Raw genomic sequence first — 18,748 nt, 5'->3', positions numbered from 1 at the left:
ATTCAGAATGATTATAGAAGAAAAGATATTTTTAATTTAATAACCTAATGAAGTTGTGATTGTAAAATAGTCGTAATAAAATGGATTCTCTCATGAAAAGTATGCTGTGTAATAACTTTTGTATGAATTTTTTCGACCATTAATCTTTTCGAAATCGTATCATTCAAATGAAAAGATACTTTATTTAAACAGTCCTCAAAGCTATTATAGGATATAATTTCATCTTTATTGAAGAAAGATGAAAGGTCAGATTTTTCTTCAATAATTTGAAAGCCTTGGCAAGCTGCAATATCAAACGTACGATTATTAATGGTATTATTTTTTACTTTATTTTTATTTTTATTCTGTGAAAATAGATGACTACGATGAGGGTTTAATATAAGACTAGCGTTATTATAATAGAGTGCAACTTCTTGAGGTGGAATCCATTCTTCTATAATTTTAATTCTTCGGTGATTTTTCCATTTTTTAATTAACTTATTTCTCCAGTGTTGACCAATAACAGTATAGTGATAAGGGGTTTTTTCCAAAAGAAACTGCATCAATTTTACTCGAGTTGGATAAGGATATCCAATGAACAATATTTCACTTTTATATTTCGAATTTCTTAGACCAGGCTTAAATACATCTATATTAGTTGCTAATGGTAAGTGGTATACATTGGTATATCCTAAACCTGAATAATATTTAAGTGCTTCACTATCAATAGTAAATATAAAATCAAAGTTATTTAATAGAAGAAGAGAGGTATCTATATAAAATGGGTCCTCTGTTAACCAGACAGCTAATTTAATGTTCCTTTTTTTAAAATATTGAATTGCTTTTTGTGGTAGATGATTACCTAATAAGGTGAAAACAATATCAGGATGAAACGTTGTTATAATGAAATCCAATTGCTCTATTAATTCACTCGGCTGTACTGCTAACCATTCGAAATTTTGATCGATAAGTGTTCTCTGTATGCTTTGATCTAGATATTGATAGATTTTTGAGTAACCAGAAGTAATGTATAAGAGTTTCATATTTCAATCCCTGCTTTAGGTTTAAAATATATTATGAGATAAATGTAACACTTTCTATTTCTTTACAACTGATCTTAGTAATACTTGTAGTAGGAGGAGTAACTGAATTTTCCTCTTCTAATGTGACGATACAAGTATTAGGGTTAAAATTTGTAAAAATAGCAGGTCCAATAATATTTCCAGATTTACCAGTCACAGTAACGACTTCGCCTGGTTGTAAATTTTTAAAAATACTACAGACTCCACCTGAACAACGAAATAAATTACATAAGAACAAATTTATCCCTCCTTTAAACAATATACTATATCATATGAAAGTATGTAGAGGGATGTGTAGACAAGTAACCTTTAGAAGGGAAAAAATTCAGTTTAAAGCAACTTATTGAAATGATAGATACAATGGAATAATACATTTTGGAGCATTTTGATTAGATTATCCATAGTTAAGACATTCATTAGAATGTCTTAACTATGGATTGAACTTTAACCACTTGAAGCATCTTAAGGGGTGGTTAAAGTAACACTTTCTATATCTTCACAACTTATGAATATGGTATTGGTAGAAGAGGGGGTTATCACATCTTCTTCAACTAATACAACCGCACAAATAGTCGGAAAGAACAATGAAAAAGTAGCAGGTCCAATAATTTGTCCTGATTTAGTGGTAATTGTAACAACCGTTCCTGTTGGCCACGAAGAGAATAAAAAGCAAGCCAAACCTGTACATTCTGCCATATTAAGCCCTCCTAACTTTAAGTTTTGATTAATATAATACAATTCAATTCAAACATTTCATATTGTATGTGGTAACAATATGAAATGTTTGGACTAATAAAAAACTAGAATTATATAAAAACGTAAAAGTAGTATATTAACTTACATCTATCTTTTTTAGTTAGCCTGGATGTTATTTGTTTTTAAAAATATAATATTTTAATATAAAAGAAGTTAGTGAGAAATATCCTTGGGTTAAATGGTTTCAAAAAGATGGAAACTGGTATTATCGTGATAAAGAGGGCCCTCTGGTTAAAGGCCTACAATCTATAAATGGATACAAATACTACTTTAATGAAGATGGTGTTATGCAAACAGGCTTACAAACTATTAAGGGACAAGTTATATTATTTTAACGAATTCCTCGAAAGAATTCTCCTTCCTCAAGCGCGTGAAGGGCGTAGCCCAGCGGTAGGTGGGAGATGAATTTCGGTTTGGCGTAGCCAAAAGGCTTTGCTTTTTATTTTGCCTCTGATATAATCAGTCTTATAAAGTACAAAGGTTGGTATATTAATGAAATTAGACAGCAATAATCATTCAGTGTTCTTGTTGTATTATCATCTTGTGTTGGTCGTGAAATACAGAAGAAATGTGTTTGATGATGATATGTCAGATTATGCAAAAGACATGTTTATCAGGTTATCCGAGAATTACAACATAACACTGGTAGAGTGGAATCATGATGTAGACCATGTTCATATTTTGTTCAAGGCACATCCGAATACAGAAATGACAAAATTCATCAATGCTTATAAGAGTGCAAGTTCTCGACTAATCAAGAGAGACTTTCCACAAGTGAAAAAGAAACTTTGGAAAGAGATGTTTTGGTCAAGAAGTTTTTGCTTACTAACTACTGGTGGTTCTCCAATAGATGTAGTAAAGAAATATATTGAAAATCAAGGTGAAAAGTGAGGTGAAATGATATGACAAAGCATAATAAAGCATATAAATTCCGTTTGTATCCAACAGAAGAACAAGCATATCTTATGCGTAAAACCTTCGGTTGTGTACGTTTCGTGTATAATAGAATGTTAGCAGAACGGAAAGAAGCGTACGAAAAATACAAAGATGATAAGGAACAACTAAGGAAACAAAAGCCTCCAACTCCCGCGAAATATAAAGCAGAATTTGAGTGGTTAAAAGAAGTTGACTCATTAGCTCTGGCAAATGCTCAACTACACTTGCAAACTGCCTATAAGAATTTCTTTAGTGGTCAAAATGACTTCCCAACATTCAAAAGTAAAAAAGACAGAAAGTCTTATACAACGAATGTAGTAAACGGAAATATTATGTTGCTTAATAGTCATATCAAATTGCCAAAACTGAAAATGGTACGTATCAAACAGCATAGAGAGATACCACAAGATTATATGATCAAGTCATGTACGATTTCTATGACACCTACTGGTAAATACTATGTGTCCATCTTGACTGAATACGAAAAAGAGATTGTACAAAAAGAAGTAGAAACAGTTGTTGGATTAGACTTTGCGATGGATGGATTATATGTTAGTTCTGAGGGTGAGAAAGCCAATTATCCTAAGTTCTATCGTAAAATGTTAGACCGATTAAGCAAAGGCACAACGAGTATTAGCAAGACGCAATAAAGGTTCTGAGCGTTGGAATAAACAACGTATTCGTGTAGCTAAGTTACATGAGAAAGTAGCTAACCAACGTAAGAATTTCCTTCATCATGAGTCTAAAGAGTTGGCTACTCATTTTGATGTTGTAGCTATTGAAGACCTAAACATGAAAGGAATGTCGCAAGCACTTCATTTTGGAAAAAGTGTCGCTGACAATAGTTGGGGAATGTTCACTTCTTTTTTAGCTTATAAACTATACGAACAAGGAAAACAATTTATGAAAATAGACAAATGGTTTCCTTCCACAAAAACATGTAGCAGTTGTGGGAATGTAAAAAATATGACATTGTCTGAACGAGTATATTCTTGCATATGCGGTGTAAATCTCGATAGAGATTATAACGCAGCTATCAATATCAAAAATGAAGCAATACGCCTATTAGCGTTAGCATAAATAGCAATAAAATAACCTTTGGAACAAGGGAGTTAGCTCGGCTGTCTTAAGACGAATTCGTTAGCTATCAAAAGTAACGACTAACCGAGAAGCCCCAACTTCAAACAGTCCGTTAGGACGTTAAGTGGCGGGTAGTTCACTGAAAATGGCATTAAAGTTCCTAATGTATTTTTAGATGTTCCAGAAAGTCATTGGGGATATGAACAAATATCATATATGGCAGGAAATAAAATTATAAATGGATATGGGAATGGTTACTTTGGTGCAAATGATAATCTTACACGTGAACAATTAGCAGCCGTCTTATATAAATCTTTATCACTGCCGGATACAAGTGATAATCCTTTTACAGATATAAATGATAGCCCATTTAAAAAAGAAATTTTGTCCTTAACGAAGAGCGGTATTTTTTCAGTAAATGGGGAAAAGACATTTAATCCAAAAAACGCTGCGACAAGGGCTGAAATTGCAGTAGTGTTAACAAAAGCATTTAACTTGAAAATCAAAGCTAATTATGAATTTAATGATATGAAAGATCATTGGGCGAATGAATATGTAAAAGCTTTATATAGCAATGGGATTGCAAGTGGTACAGGAAATAAAAATTTCAATCCAGGAACGAATGTTTCAAGAGCAGAAATGGCTGTATTTTTATATAGAGCAATCAACTTAAATCTAAATTTTGTACCAAAGCCTATTTAATCTTATTATAAGATGTTTTTAATACGAAGCCTATATAGGCTTCGTACCAGTTTGTTTTGAAATTGACTCATCATTTTGAGTGTAAAAAAGTTTATATCAACACAATTCATCTTTTCTCTAATCAAAGTTATAGGTTTTGAAAAAACTAACTAATTTGATCAAAAAATGCACCCTAATTGTTAGTCACATAATTGACAATTAGAGGTGCATTTTTTATAGTCTATTTTTAAAATACAAGCACTAAGACGGTATATAAGGTGTTGAAAATTAAAAAACAATTTCTAAGTGTGGATTTGAAATAAAGTCGTACCGTTTTGAAAAAAGTTTAACCGTTTTAAAGAATACATTTTAAAAGAAATGTTGTTGTAGCAGGATTTATGATGAATTTCAATCAAACTTTTTTATAAAAATTGTGTATTAGTTCACAAGAGTAATTCTATTTTTAATCAATCTTTTTTCAAAGTATGAAGGGTTCTCTTTTAATACAAACAACTTTTTAATATGTTTTGAATCAAACTTTATTTAAAAGAAACAGCTACTATTGTCGTTTTTCTTTAAGCTATCGCGATGTATCTGAACTTTTGAGAGAGCGTGGCATATCGGTTCATCCAATAACTATTATGCGTTGGGTCCATGAATATGGAAATTTGATCTATCAAATCTGGAAAAAGAAAAACAAAAAGGTACAATCATCGTGGAAATTAGATGAAACTTATATAAAAGTGAAAGGAAAATGGCGTTATTTATATCGTGCGATCGATAAGGATGGATATACATTGGATATTCAACTTCGAAAAACAAGAGATCATCAGGCAGCATATGCCTTTATGAAAAGATTGGTGAAGGCTTTTGGAGAACCAACGGTTCTTACAACGGACAAAGCCCCAGCGCTACTTTGCGCGTTTAACAAATTAAAAGAACAAGGTTTTTATAGACGTACAACTCATTGTACAGTCAAACATTTGAACAATCTCATTGAACAAGACCATAGACATGTAAAAAGGCGTTTTGCCAAATCCACAGGATTTCAAAGCCTTCGTCATGCTTCACGTACCTTGAAAGGTATTGAAACCGTTCATGCTTTATATAAACGAAAACGAAGTTTGCAACAACCAAACTTCGTTTTTTCGACGTATAATGAATTACAACAATTACTAACGATTGAATAAAACCCATCTGCAATCATACCAACTTTTTCTCCGTTAAGAAACTTTGCAACAGAACCCTTGACATAATATCAAATTTAGATGAGCAAAGCTATTTCAAGTGAATAGAATCCACTCTTTAAGAATACATAAAATATATACATACAAGCTTAGTCTGATCACTACATCATTAGTGAAAGTAGGATTCTATAGATTTGGGAGGAAGAGATATGCAAAAAAAGGTTCTCCTGTTTACAGATTTGGGGATTGATGATGCGTTTGCTATACTGTATACCTTTTTTCGTAAAGACATTCATCTTGTAGGAATTGTAGCCGATTATGGAAATGTATCAAGAGAAAATGCAATAAGAAATATTAACTATTTGAAGTACATTGCGGGAAGAGAAGAGATACCTGTATTCCTTGGTGCTTCTGTACCGTTGACAGGTATATTGATTCAGTATTTCCCTGAGGTACATGGAAAAGTCGGATTAGGACCTATCATTCCCCCTGAAATTTCATATCCAGTTTATCCTTTAAATGATATTTATCAAATTATAGAATCAAATTTAGAAGATCTTACAATTATCAATTTAGGAAGACTTTCTTCGCTAGCTACGACTTTTGTATTGAATTTAGAAACAATGCGAAATGTTAAAGAATGTATTTGCATGGGGGGGGCTTTTTTCTATCCAGGTAATGTAACTGCCGTGGCTGAAGCTAACTTTTACGCAGACCCTTATGCAGCAAACTTAATTCTGCAGCATGCGAAGAAGTTGACAATTATTCCTTTAAATGTGACTCAACATGCGATTGTTACACCCGAAATGGTTCAGAAAATAGATGAGTTTCATCGGAATACACAGGATCTTGCAGGACTCATCATCAAACCTATGTTAGATTATTATTATAATTTCTATTCTAAGTCTAATCCTGGTATAAGTGGAAGTCCTATGCATGATTTTGTAACAGTGTGGTATTTGCTGAATCAAGAGGCTGTTAGCCTTTCAAGGGTACCCATTAAAGTCATTCCTGATCAAGGGGAGGGATTTGGTCAAAGCATTGCAGACTTTCGTTTTGTTACTAATCCAGGCTATAAAACACATAATGTAGTTTTTCAGTTTGATTATGAAAGATTCAAGAAGGATATTATGGAAACATTCCTAAAGAAGAGAGTGTAACAGACTTTATTAACTTCAGATAATACGGATTATGTGAATGAAATATCACTGCATTTAACGTACCGGAATTCGACTTTATTAGGTTGAAATTCGTCTAGCATACAAAACTTCCGAAATGTTGACTGTATCCTATCACTATCAAGCTAACAAAATAAAATCCCCCTAATTGCTGGTACATTAAAATTTTAACTTGATGACCATGTGGTGCTACCCTTTACCCATCAACTTAAGAGATTTTAATACCCTCAAGTACCAAAAAAAGTCATCCTTTCTAATCTAGCTTATTTAGAAAGGATGACTTTTTTAATGAATCTCTCGATTCAAGATGAACTACAACCATTTGCAGAGGAATTACAACGATATGTGACACCTGTATTTTTAGAAGAACTTGCAAGAGAACTTGGGTTTGTAAAGCAGAAACGTAAGTTTTCTGGCTCAGATTTAGCCACCATTTATATCTGGATTAGTCAACGAGTCGCTAGCCCTTTTATTAAAACTCAATAAATGTAAGAAAAGTTATAATATTATGTCTTTTTTAAATGATAGTTAACCTTTAGTGTATGATTTTCACATTAAATTTTCTTTTTTTACTACGTTTATTAAGAGGAATATTTAAAAATATACTTTTAAATAAACATAATAGCTATCAAAGGCGGGGATTTTCATAGAATTGCTAAATGTTGTGTCAATCATTACTATTAAGACTATATCCCAATGAAATTAGAGTATACTTCTTCTATTTTCAAGACTATAGGCATGAATTTGACAAGAAAATATTTCTGAATTTTTGTATCAGAAGCACCCAAAGAACAAAGCATAAGGGGATTTACTTATGGGAACGGGGGATTTTATGACAAAGAAACAAAAGAAAATATTATCTATCGCATTAGCTACAGGTGTATTTGCTGGAACCTACATTCCAACTGCTTATACGGCATTTGCAGAAAATGAACAAAAAGAAGATTTACAAGAAAATCAAACAAAAAATATTAATCAAAATAGCCTTCCGATAGATTCATATGGTTGGTTTGAGAACCCTTATAAGGGAGTAACTTTTTCACAATTTATAGATGCATTTAATAACAATCAGTGGCAACCTTTATTAGTCAATATTAAGAACAAAGGGGATGCTGGTTCGGGTACTATTTCTTTTCTAAAAGGCATGATGACAACAGGATTATCATTATTACCACCACCAGCTAGTCTTTTAGCAAGTATTTGGAGTGTGTTTATTCCTACTAATGATGCTAACGGAACGGATATGTGGAGGCAATTAGAAACATACATCGATGAAAAAATAGATAGTAAAATAAATGATTATCATAAATATCTTATGGGTGCTGAATTTAATGGGGCTATGTCAGCGATAAAAGAGTATCAACGGGTTCTCCAAATATATAATGACAGTAAAAATAGCTTAAAAAGAGTAGAAGAGCCTGGCACACCAGTGATTGAAGCTGTCCGAGCAGCAGATAGGAAGTTGAAAGAATTTATTGCTGTTATTCAAACGCCTGAAAAATCAAATGATTCTGTATATCAACAAATAACAGCTCCAATCTTTGTGCAAGCTGCAAATGCTCATCTCTTATTGCAGAGAGATATGATTTTATATGGTGAAGAATGGGGAATGGATAAAGATCAATGGCAAGGATATAAGGATAATCAGAAAAAACTTATTCAAGAATATACGAATTATGCTATGAAAGTATATAATGATGGATTGGAAAAAAGGAAAAAAGAAGCTGAAGAGATTAATACGCAACAACCAAATAGAAATACTGACAGATGGAATCATATTAATGATTATGTAAGGGAATATACATTAAGTGTTTTAGATTTTGTAGATTTGTTTCCAGCAACAAATCCTGAAACATATTCTAAAGGCGTAATGCAAGAAAATTCTAGGCAAATTTATTCTTCTATTAAAGGCGCAGTCATACCACAAGGAGGAACAGGGGAAGGAACAACATGGGAAAACATACAAAAGATCCTAGATTCTCAAGAATATAAAGGGGATCTGCACAAGCTTGATATACGATCTTTTGATCGTATTGATGCTATTCAACCATGGTTTTCTGATAAGCAGAATGGTGGTTCCAATTGGACTACTCCTGGATGGACTGGAAATGCAAGTGGGGGGGCTTTAAAGAATCTTATAAATCCTTCTGATAATCCGATTACTAGAGTTAAGGCGCAATCAAGCCGTACTCCTAATTATATTGACTTTAAATTTGATACTGGGGGAGATAACCCTTACTTTGGTAGATATTTTTCAGGCGGATCATACAAAGAAGATATTTTTGAATATCCGAATCAAAAACTTTCTCAAATTCACGCATTTAACAGAAGTACCTATCCAGGATTTGAAGGTATTGATGCAGTAGTATTTGGGTTTGTCGACAAGAATCTTACACAGTCGTCCACTTATCTAATGACAAATATGATAACAACAATCCCAGCTGCAAAGTATAACCGTGGAATGAGCAATTTTCAACCACAAGTGGAATCTATACATGCTAAGCAAAAGGCGATGAAAACTGATACTACCAATTCTTATTTAGCATATGGTGTCGAAATTTCTAAAGAACAGGAATATAAAATTAGATATAAGGTTGCAGCTAACGAGAATTCTAAAATCAGTCTTTCACATAGAAAACCTGGTGGTAACTATGCAAAAATAGATGACACTACTATTCCTATTACTGGAAATGCAGCGGATACTGTTAAAGGAGAATATGGTTCTTACAAGATTGTAGAAGGCCCTATTGTTAAGTTAACAAAAGGTGCACATGATTTGAAATTGGAAAATTCACAAGGTAAATTCTCCTTAGATCAAATTGAATTAGAACCGGTGGAACGGGATCAAGTGATAGCGCGGGATAATTTTGACGATCAACGGTTAAATTGGATTAACCTAGGTGGTATTGTAAATGGAGGTATCACAGGGAAAGCTGGTATGATTGGTACAAATGGAGATACTTGGACTTATATTCAGGATCAAGTATTACCATTCTCTAAATATACCTTGAGTATAAAAGTGAAATTGGATTCCAGTGATGGAAATGAGAGACAAAAGGTAACGATATTCACAGATAATTTGAAACATGAGCGAATAACAAAAACAGTCGAGCTTAAGGGGAAAGCAGGCTATCAAGAAATGCAACTAGAATTTATTACAAGTAGGGATTTAGCAAACACTCATGTTGGGATTCTAACGTCAAATGGAACATCTAATGTATTATTTGATGATGTCCAAGTTATAGGTGCAAAAAAAAGCTAAACTAATATGGGTTCTGATGTAAAAACTTTGAAACATATAAAAATGGTTTATCAAACTTGGATATACTGATAGGAGCGCCATACATGCCCATCAACAATACCTCTAAGTACCAAGAAAACGTTATTCTTTCTAAACTGATATGCTCTCCTTTAGGTAGACAGATAAAAAATAAAAATCTGTTTGCTTGAAGGAGAGTTTTGTTAATGTCTAAAAAAGTTTACTCTGCGAAGGATAAATTTAATATATTGAAAGAATGGGAGGATGGTAATTATTCACTAAATGAACTTGAGTCCATTTTTAAAGTAAGTCGCATCAACCGAAGCGCTCATCAAGTCCTGAGGGACTGAATCAACGGTTTAATAAGTACCTTTACAACACCTACTAGCCGAACTACTAAGCAAAAAATTGGCCGCATCTATGCCGATTTCTTCTCCATACACTTCTGTTTTCAAGCATACTCGTATTTTAGATTCAACTGCATTTCAACTCCCGGGTGTATTTTCATCGGTTTATCCAGGTGGAGAGCTCCTACATATTCATACAGGCCCAGGTAAACAACATGATCGCACTTACGGCTCTCTGTGTGTCCCAACTGTAACAGCAAATGATTTATGTATCCGAGATTTAGGTTGTTTTCATTTAAAAGACCTTCAATGCATACAATATAAAAAGGCAAACAAGTATGGAAAATAAAATTAACTCAGAATTATTGGAATCATGAAATGAGGCTTTTAAAAGGAATGCTTATTTCTTCAATCACTATCAATTTTGTTTTTTTAATATCCCTATTTAATCAAAGGGTTATTAAAAATCATATAACAGGAGGATTTATATGAAAAAGAATACAATTTTGATATTATTGATATTTATTTTTTCTATTTCCCTTACAAACCATCCCATTGCAGCCGAAACTGTAAACAAACTTGAGCTTATAAAAGAACAACAGACTAAAAATGAAAATCTTATTCATATTGATATAAGAGGAAATAATGTGGAAGAATATCAAGAGGCACAACATATGGTTGATAGAATAAAAAAAATAAAAAGCGGCATACTTGATAAATTAGTGGCAGACGGAACATATGTAAAACTTGTTAATTATCCTATCACTGAGTCTGACGAGTACAGGGACCTAAAAGGATTAATTCCACGAGGATGGGAGGGGCAAACCAATGCCGAAGGAAAACAATTGACCTGGGATGATGTACCAGGTGTGGGATCTGATATTGGTGGAAAACCTGTAATGGCTAGAATAGGTTTTAGTGAAAGAGGAAAGGGGCATGGTTCTATTAATTTAGAACTTCATGAAATAGCGCATGCAATTGATCGAGTGGTTTTTTTAAATATAAGTCATACTGATTTGTTTGATATTCCTTTTAGTCAAGAGAGACAGAAATTTTTCCCGAATAAATATTACGAAAATAAGGAAGAATATTTTGCGGAATGTTTTACATATTATTATTTTAGCGAATCATCCAAGCAAGAGCTAAAAGATAAGGCTCCATTGACTTATAGATGCATAGATTTATTAATTAAAAAAGTTCAAGGGGATTCCAATTAAACAGAACCTATTAATGAACTATTAGACGGAAATCAATTTGCTTGGTCTTTAAAAGGATATAGTGATCGAGAATTCGCAAAAGTAGATTATAACAAGAAGGCAGAGTTAACTATGGTTTTAAAGAAGCTACAAAAAAAAGGATATGCAGTAGCTGAAGTGGGGGATAGTGTTAATTATTCTGTTCCAGGGAGTAAAACTAGAAGGGGAAGAGGAGGGAAAGGTGTTGTTCAGACATTAGATACTGATTGTAATCAGGCTGATTAACAAGGGATCCTACCACACAGCTATCAAGCTAAGAAAAACAAATGCCCATCGACCTAGGATTTCAAAGTAACTCCATAAAGAAAATTTTATGGAGCAATAAATTAATTAATTTGATGGTGATGGGAGAAATCAAGAAAGATTTATAAAAACATTACAGATTTCGCGATATGGGAAAGCCTATATCGGACTTTAGTCCGCTTTTAGGCTTGAGATGAAAGTAGCGCTTTTTCATAGAAAAAAAGTTGTGTTTTGATTATACTTGAACGATAGACAAGCACAAGTCTTTAAAACGCCTATGTGTTCCTTGAAAACAAGATATCATATGGAGTTCGATAGCCGAATTCACGCTATCGGTAAAATGGTATGTGTCGTCAAGAACAAGACGCTAATACATATGAACACGCAACGATCTGTACGGTATGGTTATAGTACCGTAGCTCACAAACCTATACGGTCTGTCGTGAGAGTGGTAATGGCACACCGCAATTTTGCACGTCAGCGATACCAGAAATGGACTTCGCCTTTGGTAGCAAGAATCCCACTGACGTTTGTCAGCCTGCCCCTTTAGGGGTGGGAGTGTCAAAGTTGGTCAAGTACATGAACTAGACGTCTTATTATTTCCGCAGACTGTTTGAGTTGTTCCGCATCAAAATCTGAAAGGGTCGCATTAAGAATATGATTTAGTTTTTTCTCTCTTTCTAAATGACAATTTAAACCACTAGGTGTAAGTCGGATGTTGACAATTCTTCGGTCGTTATTTGAACGAACACGCTCAACGTAGCCAGCCTGCTGCAATCCATTGATTAATTGGGTAACACCAGCGGCGGTAGTTTCTGCTCGATCAGCTAAATCTTTGACTGATAATTCACCTTCCTCAGCTAATACTTTAAGGGTTCGGGCATGGACCATTGAAACAGCTCCTAATGTACGAGTAGCTCGCCCTCTTAAACGTCCATCGGCTGCAGTCAGGCTATATATAGCTTGACTAAGTACATCTATTGTAGTTAATTTATTTGCAGAATTTGTCATAAAATCACCACTCCCTCATTAGTTAAGTACTTAATTATATAAAAATAACATTAACATATAGAGAAGAATAGAGTCAAATTAAGTCGGAATTTACTGTTCTTTTTCCAAGCGATAGTATATCTCATTATCTGGAGTCATCTTATGAAAAGATAGAATACGTGAACTACTCGCCACTTAGCAAAGCTTGAAGCGAGAGCTTCTCAGTTCCACGATGAAAGTAACCTTTCGTCTCCCTGAGCGTTACTTCGGGGTGTTCCACCCCTAGATGTCCAACCCTTGGACGCTCTCTTGGTACAGTTGATATTTTACGCAGGAACCGAATGGCTTGGTTTTCGTACTCTATTTTCTTCCTGCAACCTCATATATCAGGTTATCAAAGAACTTCATATAGCTAATTTATCAAAAGTTTTTGGCTATGCAAAATCGAAATTCATCTCCCACCTACCGTTGGGCTATTGCCCTTCACACGCTTAAGAAAGGAGAATTCTTTCGTTAAATTCGTTAAAATATAGACTTGACAAAAACCTATAGTATACTTCATTGTTATTAATTAAGCACTTAATCATTAAGTACTTAATTAAAAAACATAGTAAAGGATGATTATTATGACTCAACGTTCAATATCTCAAGGATGGGCATTAGACATAGCTCTTGCGCTTGGTGGATTTGATGCTTTGCACCCTGAAGCAAAGGCAACTATGGAACAGTTAGGACACGATCATACTGATTTTGATAAGGTTTTTTCCCAAGTAAAGAGTGGGGCAATGATACCAAAAGCATGGGCCACGGTTGCTGCTCAGGCTCAAGAACGAGCAAAGCACTATGAACAAAAAGGATTCGCTGTGACTGCTCGTGACCTGTATCAGCGAGCTGCTGTTATGTGGGGACGTGCGCAATACTCATATTTTAATGATGATCCACGAAAATTGGCATTTCGAGAGCGTTGTAACGAATGTGTGGCAGCTATTTCGTCACTTGGAGGTGGAAGGGTACAACGTATAGTATTAGACTTTGAAGGCAAAAAGATATATGCATTGCTTCATTTACCTTTAGGCGAAATTCGTAATGCACCAGCGGTAATATTAGGTCCAGGTATGGACATGATTAAGGAAGACTATATACAGATTGCGCAACGTTATTATACGTCTCGTGGTATCGTAGCTCTATCAATTGAAGGTCCTGGTCAAGGAGAATCTGTGTCAGGAGGTCTAAAAGTTGATTTGACTAATTACGAACGTGCAGTTAGTTGTTATATCGATTTTCTTTCAAAGCGACCTGAGGTTGATTCAAATCGGATTGGATTTTTTGGCATCAGTATGAGTGGGTATTGGGGGATGCGGGCTGCTGCAAGTGATAATCGTATAAACGCTTTAGCAACTTTTGAAGGTGTATATGGCGAATTTGATACCATCTTCAACCGAGCACAGCCGAGTTTCAAAGCAAACTTTATGTACATGTCGGGCTACACTGATGAGGTTGCTTTTGAAAACGAGCTGAGTAGCCAGATGAACCTATGGAAATTGGCTCCAAAGATTACTTGTCCAGTCTTCATGGGAATAGGAGAATTTGATGAACTAACCCGTTTGGAAGAAGCATTAAGTCTTTATGAGCTTGTAGAAGCACCAAAAGAGCTGCGCGTCTACGAGAATGAATTCCATCCGCTTGGTGGAGTAGCTGCAGAAATTTTCCGTTTTGGTGCAGAATGGGTAGAACTTGCGCTTGAAGGTAACGTTAAAACTCACTATGATGAACGCTATTACATGCACCGTGATGGCGATGTCACTGAGGGGACTGCATTTCCAACCTATTGGCTTGGTGCTGAGCCAGCTGAAATTAAAGCAAGTAAAAAATGTAAAACATTAAATGCTTGTAAAAATTAATAGATTTACTCCGATTCAAAAAAAGGTTCTGCAGTAAGTGTCAGGTCCGTTTTGTTATGTATCTATTATTTAACGAATTGAAGCGACGTAGTAAATAAAGGAGTTATTATTCATCAAGATGGAATAGTTGAAAAATTTCAAATCTAATAAAGTATACAAAGAAAAGACACTCTTCATAGAGTGTCTTTTCTCCTACTTGAACCATCTTAATTTTAATAACATCCATTTCTTCTTACAATTACAAATATATCAGCTATCTTTCATATCACATTTATTTTACCATATTTATCTATGGGGATTATTGAGAAATATGATTCGTAACTATTTATATTAAAATCCATCAAAATAGCGAACGTATTTTCGAAAAATAGGTTGAATATTTGGGTTAAGTAGGAATATATTAAGAGTGAATATTCTGTAATGTGGATAATGCAGTGTATGACTATTAACTTTGCCCAAACAATACAGTATTTTGCCTAGATCCTGTGTCATTTTTCGTATCCGTTTCTTGCTTGAAATTAGGTTATGATCCACTACAAACAAAGTTAGCAGTAGTTATTGATACGGCAAGACCAGGTTCTGTTGTTTTAGCTGCTACTAAACCACTAAAACAATTAGTTATAAAATTACGGTTTGGTTTTATGTACCTCCATCAACTACAAATTCACAATAGATTTTGCATTTTCATATCTCTGCATTTTATCTTTACATCAGCATGTTATTCTCCTCATGTAAGTATCTTACATTTATTAATAATGGAAATAGTGAAAGACTTTTAATTGGTTAAACTAGAAAAGAAAGTATTTTTTCGTGAAAATAAATCGTGGGGAAGATAGAATATGGAAAGAACAATTTTAATTGTGGAAGATGAAGATATTTTACGTGAAATTATGAAGGATTATTTATAAACAAGGAATTAAATAAAGGCATTTTCATATTAGTTATATTTTAACTTGTAAATGTTTTTTCTCTTAAGGATTTTTTAGAAAAAAATTCTTGATAATGTACGAAATTCATATTTCTTAGTAACAATAATCTAGACAGCTATCAAAAGGATTGTATTGGCAATCCAGGTGTAAAGGATAAAGGTATGTTTTACTTAACTGATGCAACAGAAAAGGCCTTTGAAACCGCTCTGGCTAATCATGATAAGCCAGAAGGAACAGTAGTTTTTGAAGCGTTTCTAGAAGGGAAATCCCCTATTTCTTTAACTATAAACATAAATATTAATAGAGTTGGGAAAACAGAAGGAAATTGGATAAAAATTAGTAGAAATCATAAGACAATATCCGTATCTTATACTTTCAAAATAACATACCTTAGTATTCTACTATCAACATCTAAATATTTGTGAAGAATATCAGCATGATAACTTTATTTAAGAATTACAATTATCTATAACTATAATTATATATTGGGTTCCACCATAACGTATCAAGTTAAAAAACTAATTAGCCCCATGCCCATCAACTTAAGAATTTTATAACGCCCCAAAAACAAAAAAATTGTACATTTTCACCTAAAGATGCCAATTTTCTCGTTTTAGAGTATTTGTTTTTTGGGGGGGTGATGGGCATGGGGGATAACAACGATTCGTTCTTTTTCGGACCACTTGTAAAAAACTTTGAAATGTATGATAAAACAATGACTTTAAGGTAATTAAATTTGAAGTTTTCAAGAAGATTTTCTTTATATGTATTACGTCCACTTATTTTCCAGCAATATTTACAGGTGTTTTGTAAACAAATTTTGTTAAATTCATTCCAAAAGTTAACGGAACTCTAATTCTGTTACTTAAAATAATGAGTGGCCCAAAAAATAGTAATCGTTGCCGTGCCCGAATACGGAAAAATGATTATATATTGAGTACCATCTACACAATATTTTCCTTTCGGGCCCTTTTTATTGCTTCTTCGCGGTTGTTGACGCTGAGCTTCGAGTAGAGAGTCGAGCAATAATTGCGGATCGTTCCCTCCGATAAAAATAATTTGGCGGCGATCGACTTATAACGCAGTCCACCTGACAGATGCTCCAGAATCTCCATTTCACGTTTCGTAAGTCCGTACGGGAAGTTTTCCTGACTTGAACCGATCTTCTCCAATTGCTCGCGTTGACTTTTCATCTCTTCGAAAATTCGCGTAGCGACCGATTGATCGATCCAGATTCCTCCGTTATAAATTAGTTTCAAGGCTTCCTTCATCTCTCGCGGATGAATCGACTTCAGCATGTAGCCCTCCGCCCCGTGCTCCAATGCAGTTGCTGCCTGCAAGGAATCCTCAAACGTTGTCATGAACACAACCTTCATATCAGGCCATCGTTGTTTCATCTCAAGTAAAGTTTCAATCCCGCTCATTTCCTGCATACTAATATCCATTAGCACGATATCCGGTTGGGACCGCTCACAATGTTCTAATGCTTCGCCACCGTCCCTGGCTGTACCAACTACGTTAAAATCAGTATGCTGATCCAAAATTTGCTTCAAACTGTCGGTAATGATCACCTGGTCGTTAACGAGCAGCAGGCGGATTGTATCATGTGCAGGCTCTGTCTGCAACGGAATATTACATATGACGAAAGTTCCTTGTTCTGGCTCGGAATGCACGGACACCGTGCCGTGAAATAGCTTAAGTCGTTCCTTCATCCCATTAAGTTCAAATCCAAATTGGATTTCTTCCATTCCGATGCCGTTATCTTCGATCTGTAACCTGAGCTGGTGACTCTCGAAATACAACTGAACGGATATCAAGCTCGCCGAACCCTGCCGAACCGCGTTGTTCAGAGACTCTTGAAGGCAACGATATAGACAAAAGTTTATTTTTTGCATTACGAGAGTCTCGCTGCCGATCACACGGAATTTGACCATTATACCTGTTGACTTCATAAAATCTTCGGTAAATTGCCGTAGAGATTCACTTAACGAATAGTTTAATGGAGTATGAGAGAGCTGATGCAGATGTTTTCGGATATCAACCAGACCGTGTTGGGCGATTCCGACAAGCGAATCGATCCTCTCTATCTGTGAATTCGGTACGGACGATCGCAGCGATTCGACGCCGACGATGAGTGAGGTAAGCGTATGGCCAATCGTGTCATGCAGCTCATGTGACAGCCGGCTGCGCTCCTCCATCAGCGTAAGTTCCTCAATCCGCTCAATATGCTGCTCCAGCAATAGCTTTTGCTCAAGAATAATTAGGGCTTGCTTATGGGACTGAATAAATATATTAAACGTGAAGCCAATGGCGAATCCAAAACCGTTGCTAACGATAAATTCATACGGGAGACGACCAGCGATCCAACCGTTCAATGCCGGCAATATGATTCCACAGAGGAGACCTGTCCATACATAGGTTCTTCGATTGCTCGCCAAGCCGATATTCATCACAAGTAAAACGAAAGACCAAAGTAACTCCGGTACTGTATAGGCTAAATAAAGATGAAATACCCCCGCTGCCATGACGTCAACTGCAAGATACCAATCTGCATTTCTACACCAGGCGATTAATGGAACGAGATAAACGACGAAAGCAAAAGAAAATAAGACCCAAAAAGACGCATCGATTAATGACGGTTTGATAAAACTAGCGCTTATGATAATGACCATCCAAAGCGTTCGTATGGCCACAAATATCCAATCATACCAGAACCATTTTTTTATTATAGAGAACACGGATTATGCACACCTACTTGTATTTTTTAAAATAAATTCTGAATAAATCAAACCTATCATGCACCATAAACTTCTGATCCGTCAAGCGAAAGAGAGGGTAAACAGTTAGAATTTACTGTAACAAGCACGTCACATGAGATATTTGACAGTTTGTCATATGGTATATGTGACAAGTCCAATTCCGAGTGTCAACAAAAGTTTGGCGG

12 protein-coding genes and 8 pseudogenes are annotated in these 18,748 nt (G+C 34.8%); 15 read left to right on the top strand and 5 right to left on the bottom strand.

Translation table 11 applies throughout. The features are described 5' to 3' along the window. Positions 1-44: 44 nt before the first annotated feature. From JFT89_RS09390 to JFT89_RS09380, 3 genes are all read right to left on the bottom strand, one after another. Positions 45-1,022, bottom strand: coding sequence for a CgeB family protein (locus JFT89_RS09390; protein ID WP_201039817.1), 978 nt, complete (start codon positions 1,020-1,022; stop codon positions 45-47). A 31-nt stretch (positions 1,023-1,053) separates the two neighbouring features. After that, entirely contained in the window at positions 1,054-1,299 is a 246-nt protein-coding gene (locus JFT89_RS09385) for a hypothetical protein (RefSeq protein ID WP_002169373.1), read from the bottom strand. Positions 1,300-1,523: 224 nt separating this feature from the next. After that, positions 1,524-1,757, bottom strand: coding sequence for a hypothetical protein (locus JFT89_RS09380; protein WP_002016601.1), 234 nt, complete (start codon positions 1,755-1,757; stop codon positions 1,524-1,526). 203 nt (positions 1,758-1,960) lie between these two features. Here JFT89_RS09380 and JFT89_RS30725 point away from each other — a divergent pair, with 203 nt between their 5' ends. The 11 genes and pseudogenes from JFT89_RS30725 to JFT89_RS09325 all read left to right on the top strand — a co-directional run. Further along, positions 1,961-2,152, top strand: coding sequence for a choline-binding protein A (locus JFT89_RS30725; RefSeq protein WP_201040016.1), 192 nt, complete (start codon positions 1,961-1,963; stop codon positions 2,150-2,152). A gap of 157 nt (positions 2,153-2,309) precedes the next feature. Further along, positions 2,310-2,708 (top strand): IS200/IS605 family transposase, encoded by a 399-nt coding sequence (gene tnpA, locus JFT89_RS09370; RefSeq protein ID WP_085313153.1) that lies wholly within the window; start codon positions 2,310-2,312, stop codon positions 2,706-2,708. A gap of 11 nt (positions 2,709-2,719) precedes the next feature. Continuing rightward, a pseudogene (locus JFT89_RS09365) lies at positions 2,720-3,833 on the top strand (RNA-guided endonuclease TnpB family protein). 159 nt (positions 3,834-3,992) lie between these two features. Next, positions 3,993-4,535, top strand: a pseudogene (locus JFT89_RS09360) (S-layer homology domain-containing protein); the annotation flags it as partial. Between the two features lie 506 nt (positions 4,536-5,041). Beyond that, on the top strand, positions 5,042-5,704 hold the full coding sequence (locus JFT89_RS09355; protein ID WP_201039816.1) for an IS6 family transposase: 663 nt from the start codon (positions 5,042-5,044) through the stop codon (positions 5,702-5,704). Between the two features lie 206 nt (positions 5,705-5,910). Continuing rightward, positions 5,911-6,861 (top strand): nucleoside hydrolase, encoded by a 951-nt coding sequence (locus JFT89_RS09350; protein ID WP_061675856.1) that lies wholly within the window; start codon positions 5,911-5,913, stop codon positions 6,859-6,861. A 306-nt stretch (positions 6,862-7,167) separates the two neighbouring features. Continuing rightward, positions 7,168-7,344 (top strand): annotated as a pseudogene (locus tag JFT89_RS09345) (IS4 family transposase); the annotation flags it as partial. Between the two features lie 367 nt (positions 7,345-7,711). Further along, positions 7,712-10,141: an insecticidal delta-endotoxin Cry8Ea1 family protein gene (locus JFT89_RS09340; RefSeq protein ID WP_201039815.1), complete on the top strand. Its 2,430-nt coding sequence runs from the start codon at positions 7,712-7,714 to the stop codon at positions 10,139-10,141. 309 nt (positions 10,142-10,450) lie between these two features. Next, positions 10,451-10,816: pseudogene (locus tag JFT89_RS09335) on the top strand (IS4 family transposase); the annotation flags it as partial. A 157-nt stretch (positions 10,817-10,973) separates the two neighbouring features. Continuing rightward, positions 10,974-11,807: pseudogene (locus tag JFT89_RS09330) on the top strand (anthrax toxin lethal factor-related metalloendopeptidase); the annotation flags it as partial. A 6-nt stretch (positions 11,808-11,813) separates the two neighbouring features. Next, a pseudogene (locus JFT89_RS09325) lies at positions 11,814-11,960 on the top strand (DNA cytosine methyltransferase); the annotation flags it as partial. A 585-nt stretch (positions 11,961-12,545) separates the two neighbouring features. Here JFT89_RS09325 and JFT89_RS09320 read toward each other — a convergent pair. Then, positions 12,546-12,995, bottom strand: coding sequence for a MarR family winged helix-turn-helix transcriptional regulator (locus JFT89_RS09320; RefSeq protein ID WP_002016629.1), 450 nt, complete (start codon positions 12,993-12,995; stop codon positions 12,546-12,548). Between the two features lie 605 nt (positions 12,996-13,600). Between JFT89_RS09320 and JFT89_RS09315 the strand changes: the two genes are divergently transcribed. The 4 genes and pseudogenes from JFT89_RS09315 to JFT89_RS30170 all read left to right on the top strand — a co-directional run bounded on the left by JFT89_RS09315 (position 13,601) and on the right by JFT89_RS30170 (position 16,229). Then, complete coding sequence (locus JFT89_RS09315) at positions 13,601-14,875, top strand: alpha/beta hydrolase (protein WP_201039813.1); 1,275 nt, start codon at positions 13,601-13,603, stop codon at positions 14,873-14,875. 485 nt (positions 14,876-15,360) lie between these two features. Continuing rightward, positions 15,361-15,501: pseudogene (locus JFT89_RS30175) on the top strand (Y-family DNA polymerase); the annotation flags it as partial. 213 nt (positions 15,502-15,714) lie between these two features. Then, positions 15,715-15,780: pseudogene (locus JFT89_RS09310) on the top strand (response regulator); the annotation flags it as partial. Between the two features lie 185 nt (positions 15,781-15,965). Beyond that, positions 15,966-16,229: a hypothetical protein gene (locus JFT89_RS30170; RefSeq protein ID WP_242488377.1), complete on the top strand. Its 264-nt coding sequence runs from the start codon at positions 15,966-15,968 to the stop codon at positions 16,227-16,229. A 519-nt stretch (positions 16,230-16,748) separates the two neighbouring features. Here the strand turns inward: JFT89_RS30170 and JFT89_RS09300 are convergent. Beyond that, positions 16,749-18,542: a helix-turn-helix transcriptional regulator gene (locus JFT89_RS09300; protein ID WP_201039812.1), complete on the bottom strand. Its 1,794-nt coding sequence runs from the start codon at positions 18,540-18,542 to the stop codon at positions 16,749-16,751. Positions 18,543-18,748 lie beyond the last annotated feature (206 nt).

Origin of the sequence: Bacillus sp. TH25 (assembly GCF_016650935.1) — a bacterium.
GTDB classification, from domain to species: domain Bacteria; phylum Bacillota; class Bacilli; order Bacillales; family Bacillaceae_G; genus Bacillus_A; species Bacillus_A mycoides.
The sequence above is the reverse complement of the archived record's forward strand: the minus strand, read 5'-3'. Positions and strand labels throughout refer to the sequence as shown.

What these genes read in the sequence shown, in the direction of transcription:
- JFT89_RS09320 (WP_002016629.1), bottom strand. Translation starts at nt 12,995, where the DNA reads ATGACAAATTCTGCAAATAAATTAACTACAATAGATGTACTTAGTCAA.
- JFT89_RS09380 (WP_002016601.1), bottom strand. Translation starts at nt 1,757, where the DNA reads ATGGCAGAATGTACAGGTTTGGCTTGCTTTTTATTCTCTTCGTGGCCA.
- JFT89_RS30170 (WP_242488377.1), top strand. Translation starts at nt 15,966, where the DNA reads ATGTTTTACTTAACTGATGCAACAGAAAAGGCCTTTGAAACCGCTCTG.
- JFT89_RS09340 (WP_201039815.1), top strand. Translation starts at nt 7,712, where the DNA reads ATGACAAAGAAACAAAAGAAAATATTATCTATCGCATTAGCTACAGGT.
- JFT89_RS09390 (WP_201039817.1), bottom strand. Translation starts at nt 1,022, where the DNA reads ATGAAACTCTTATACATTACTTCTGGTTACTCAAAAATCTATCAATAT.
- JFT89_RS09350 (WP_061675856.1), top strand. Translation starts at nt 5,911, where the DNA reads ATGCAAAAAAAGGTTCTCCTGTTTACAGATTTGGGGATTGATGATGCG.
- tnpA (WP_085313153.1), top strand. Translation starts at nt 2,310, where the DNA reads ATGAAATTAGACAGCAATAATCATTCAGTGTTCTTGTTGTATTATCAT.
- JFT89_RS09315 (WP_201039813.1), top strand. Translation starts at nt 13,601, where the DNA reads ATGACTCAACGTTCAATATCTCAAGGATGGGCATTAGACATAGCTCTT.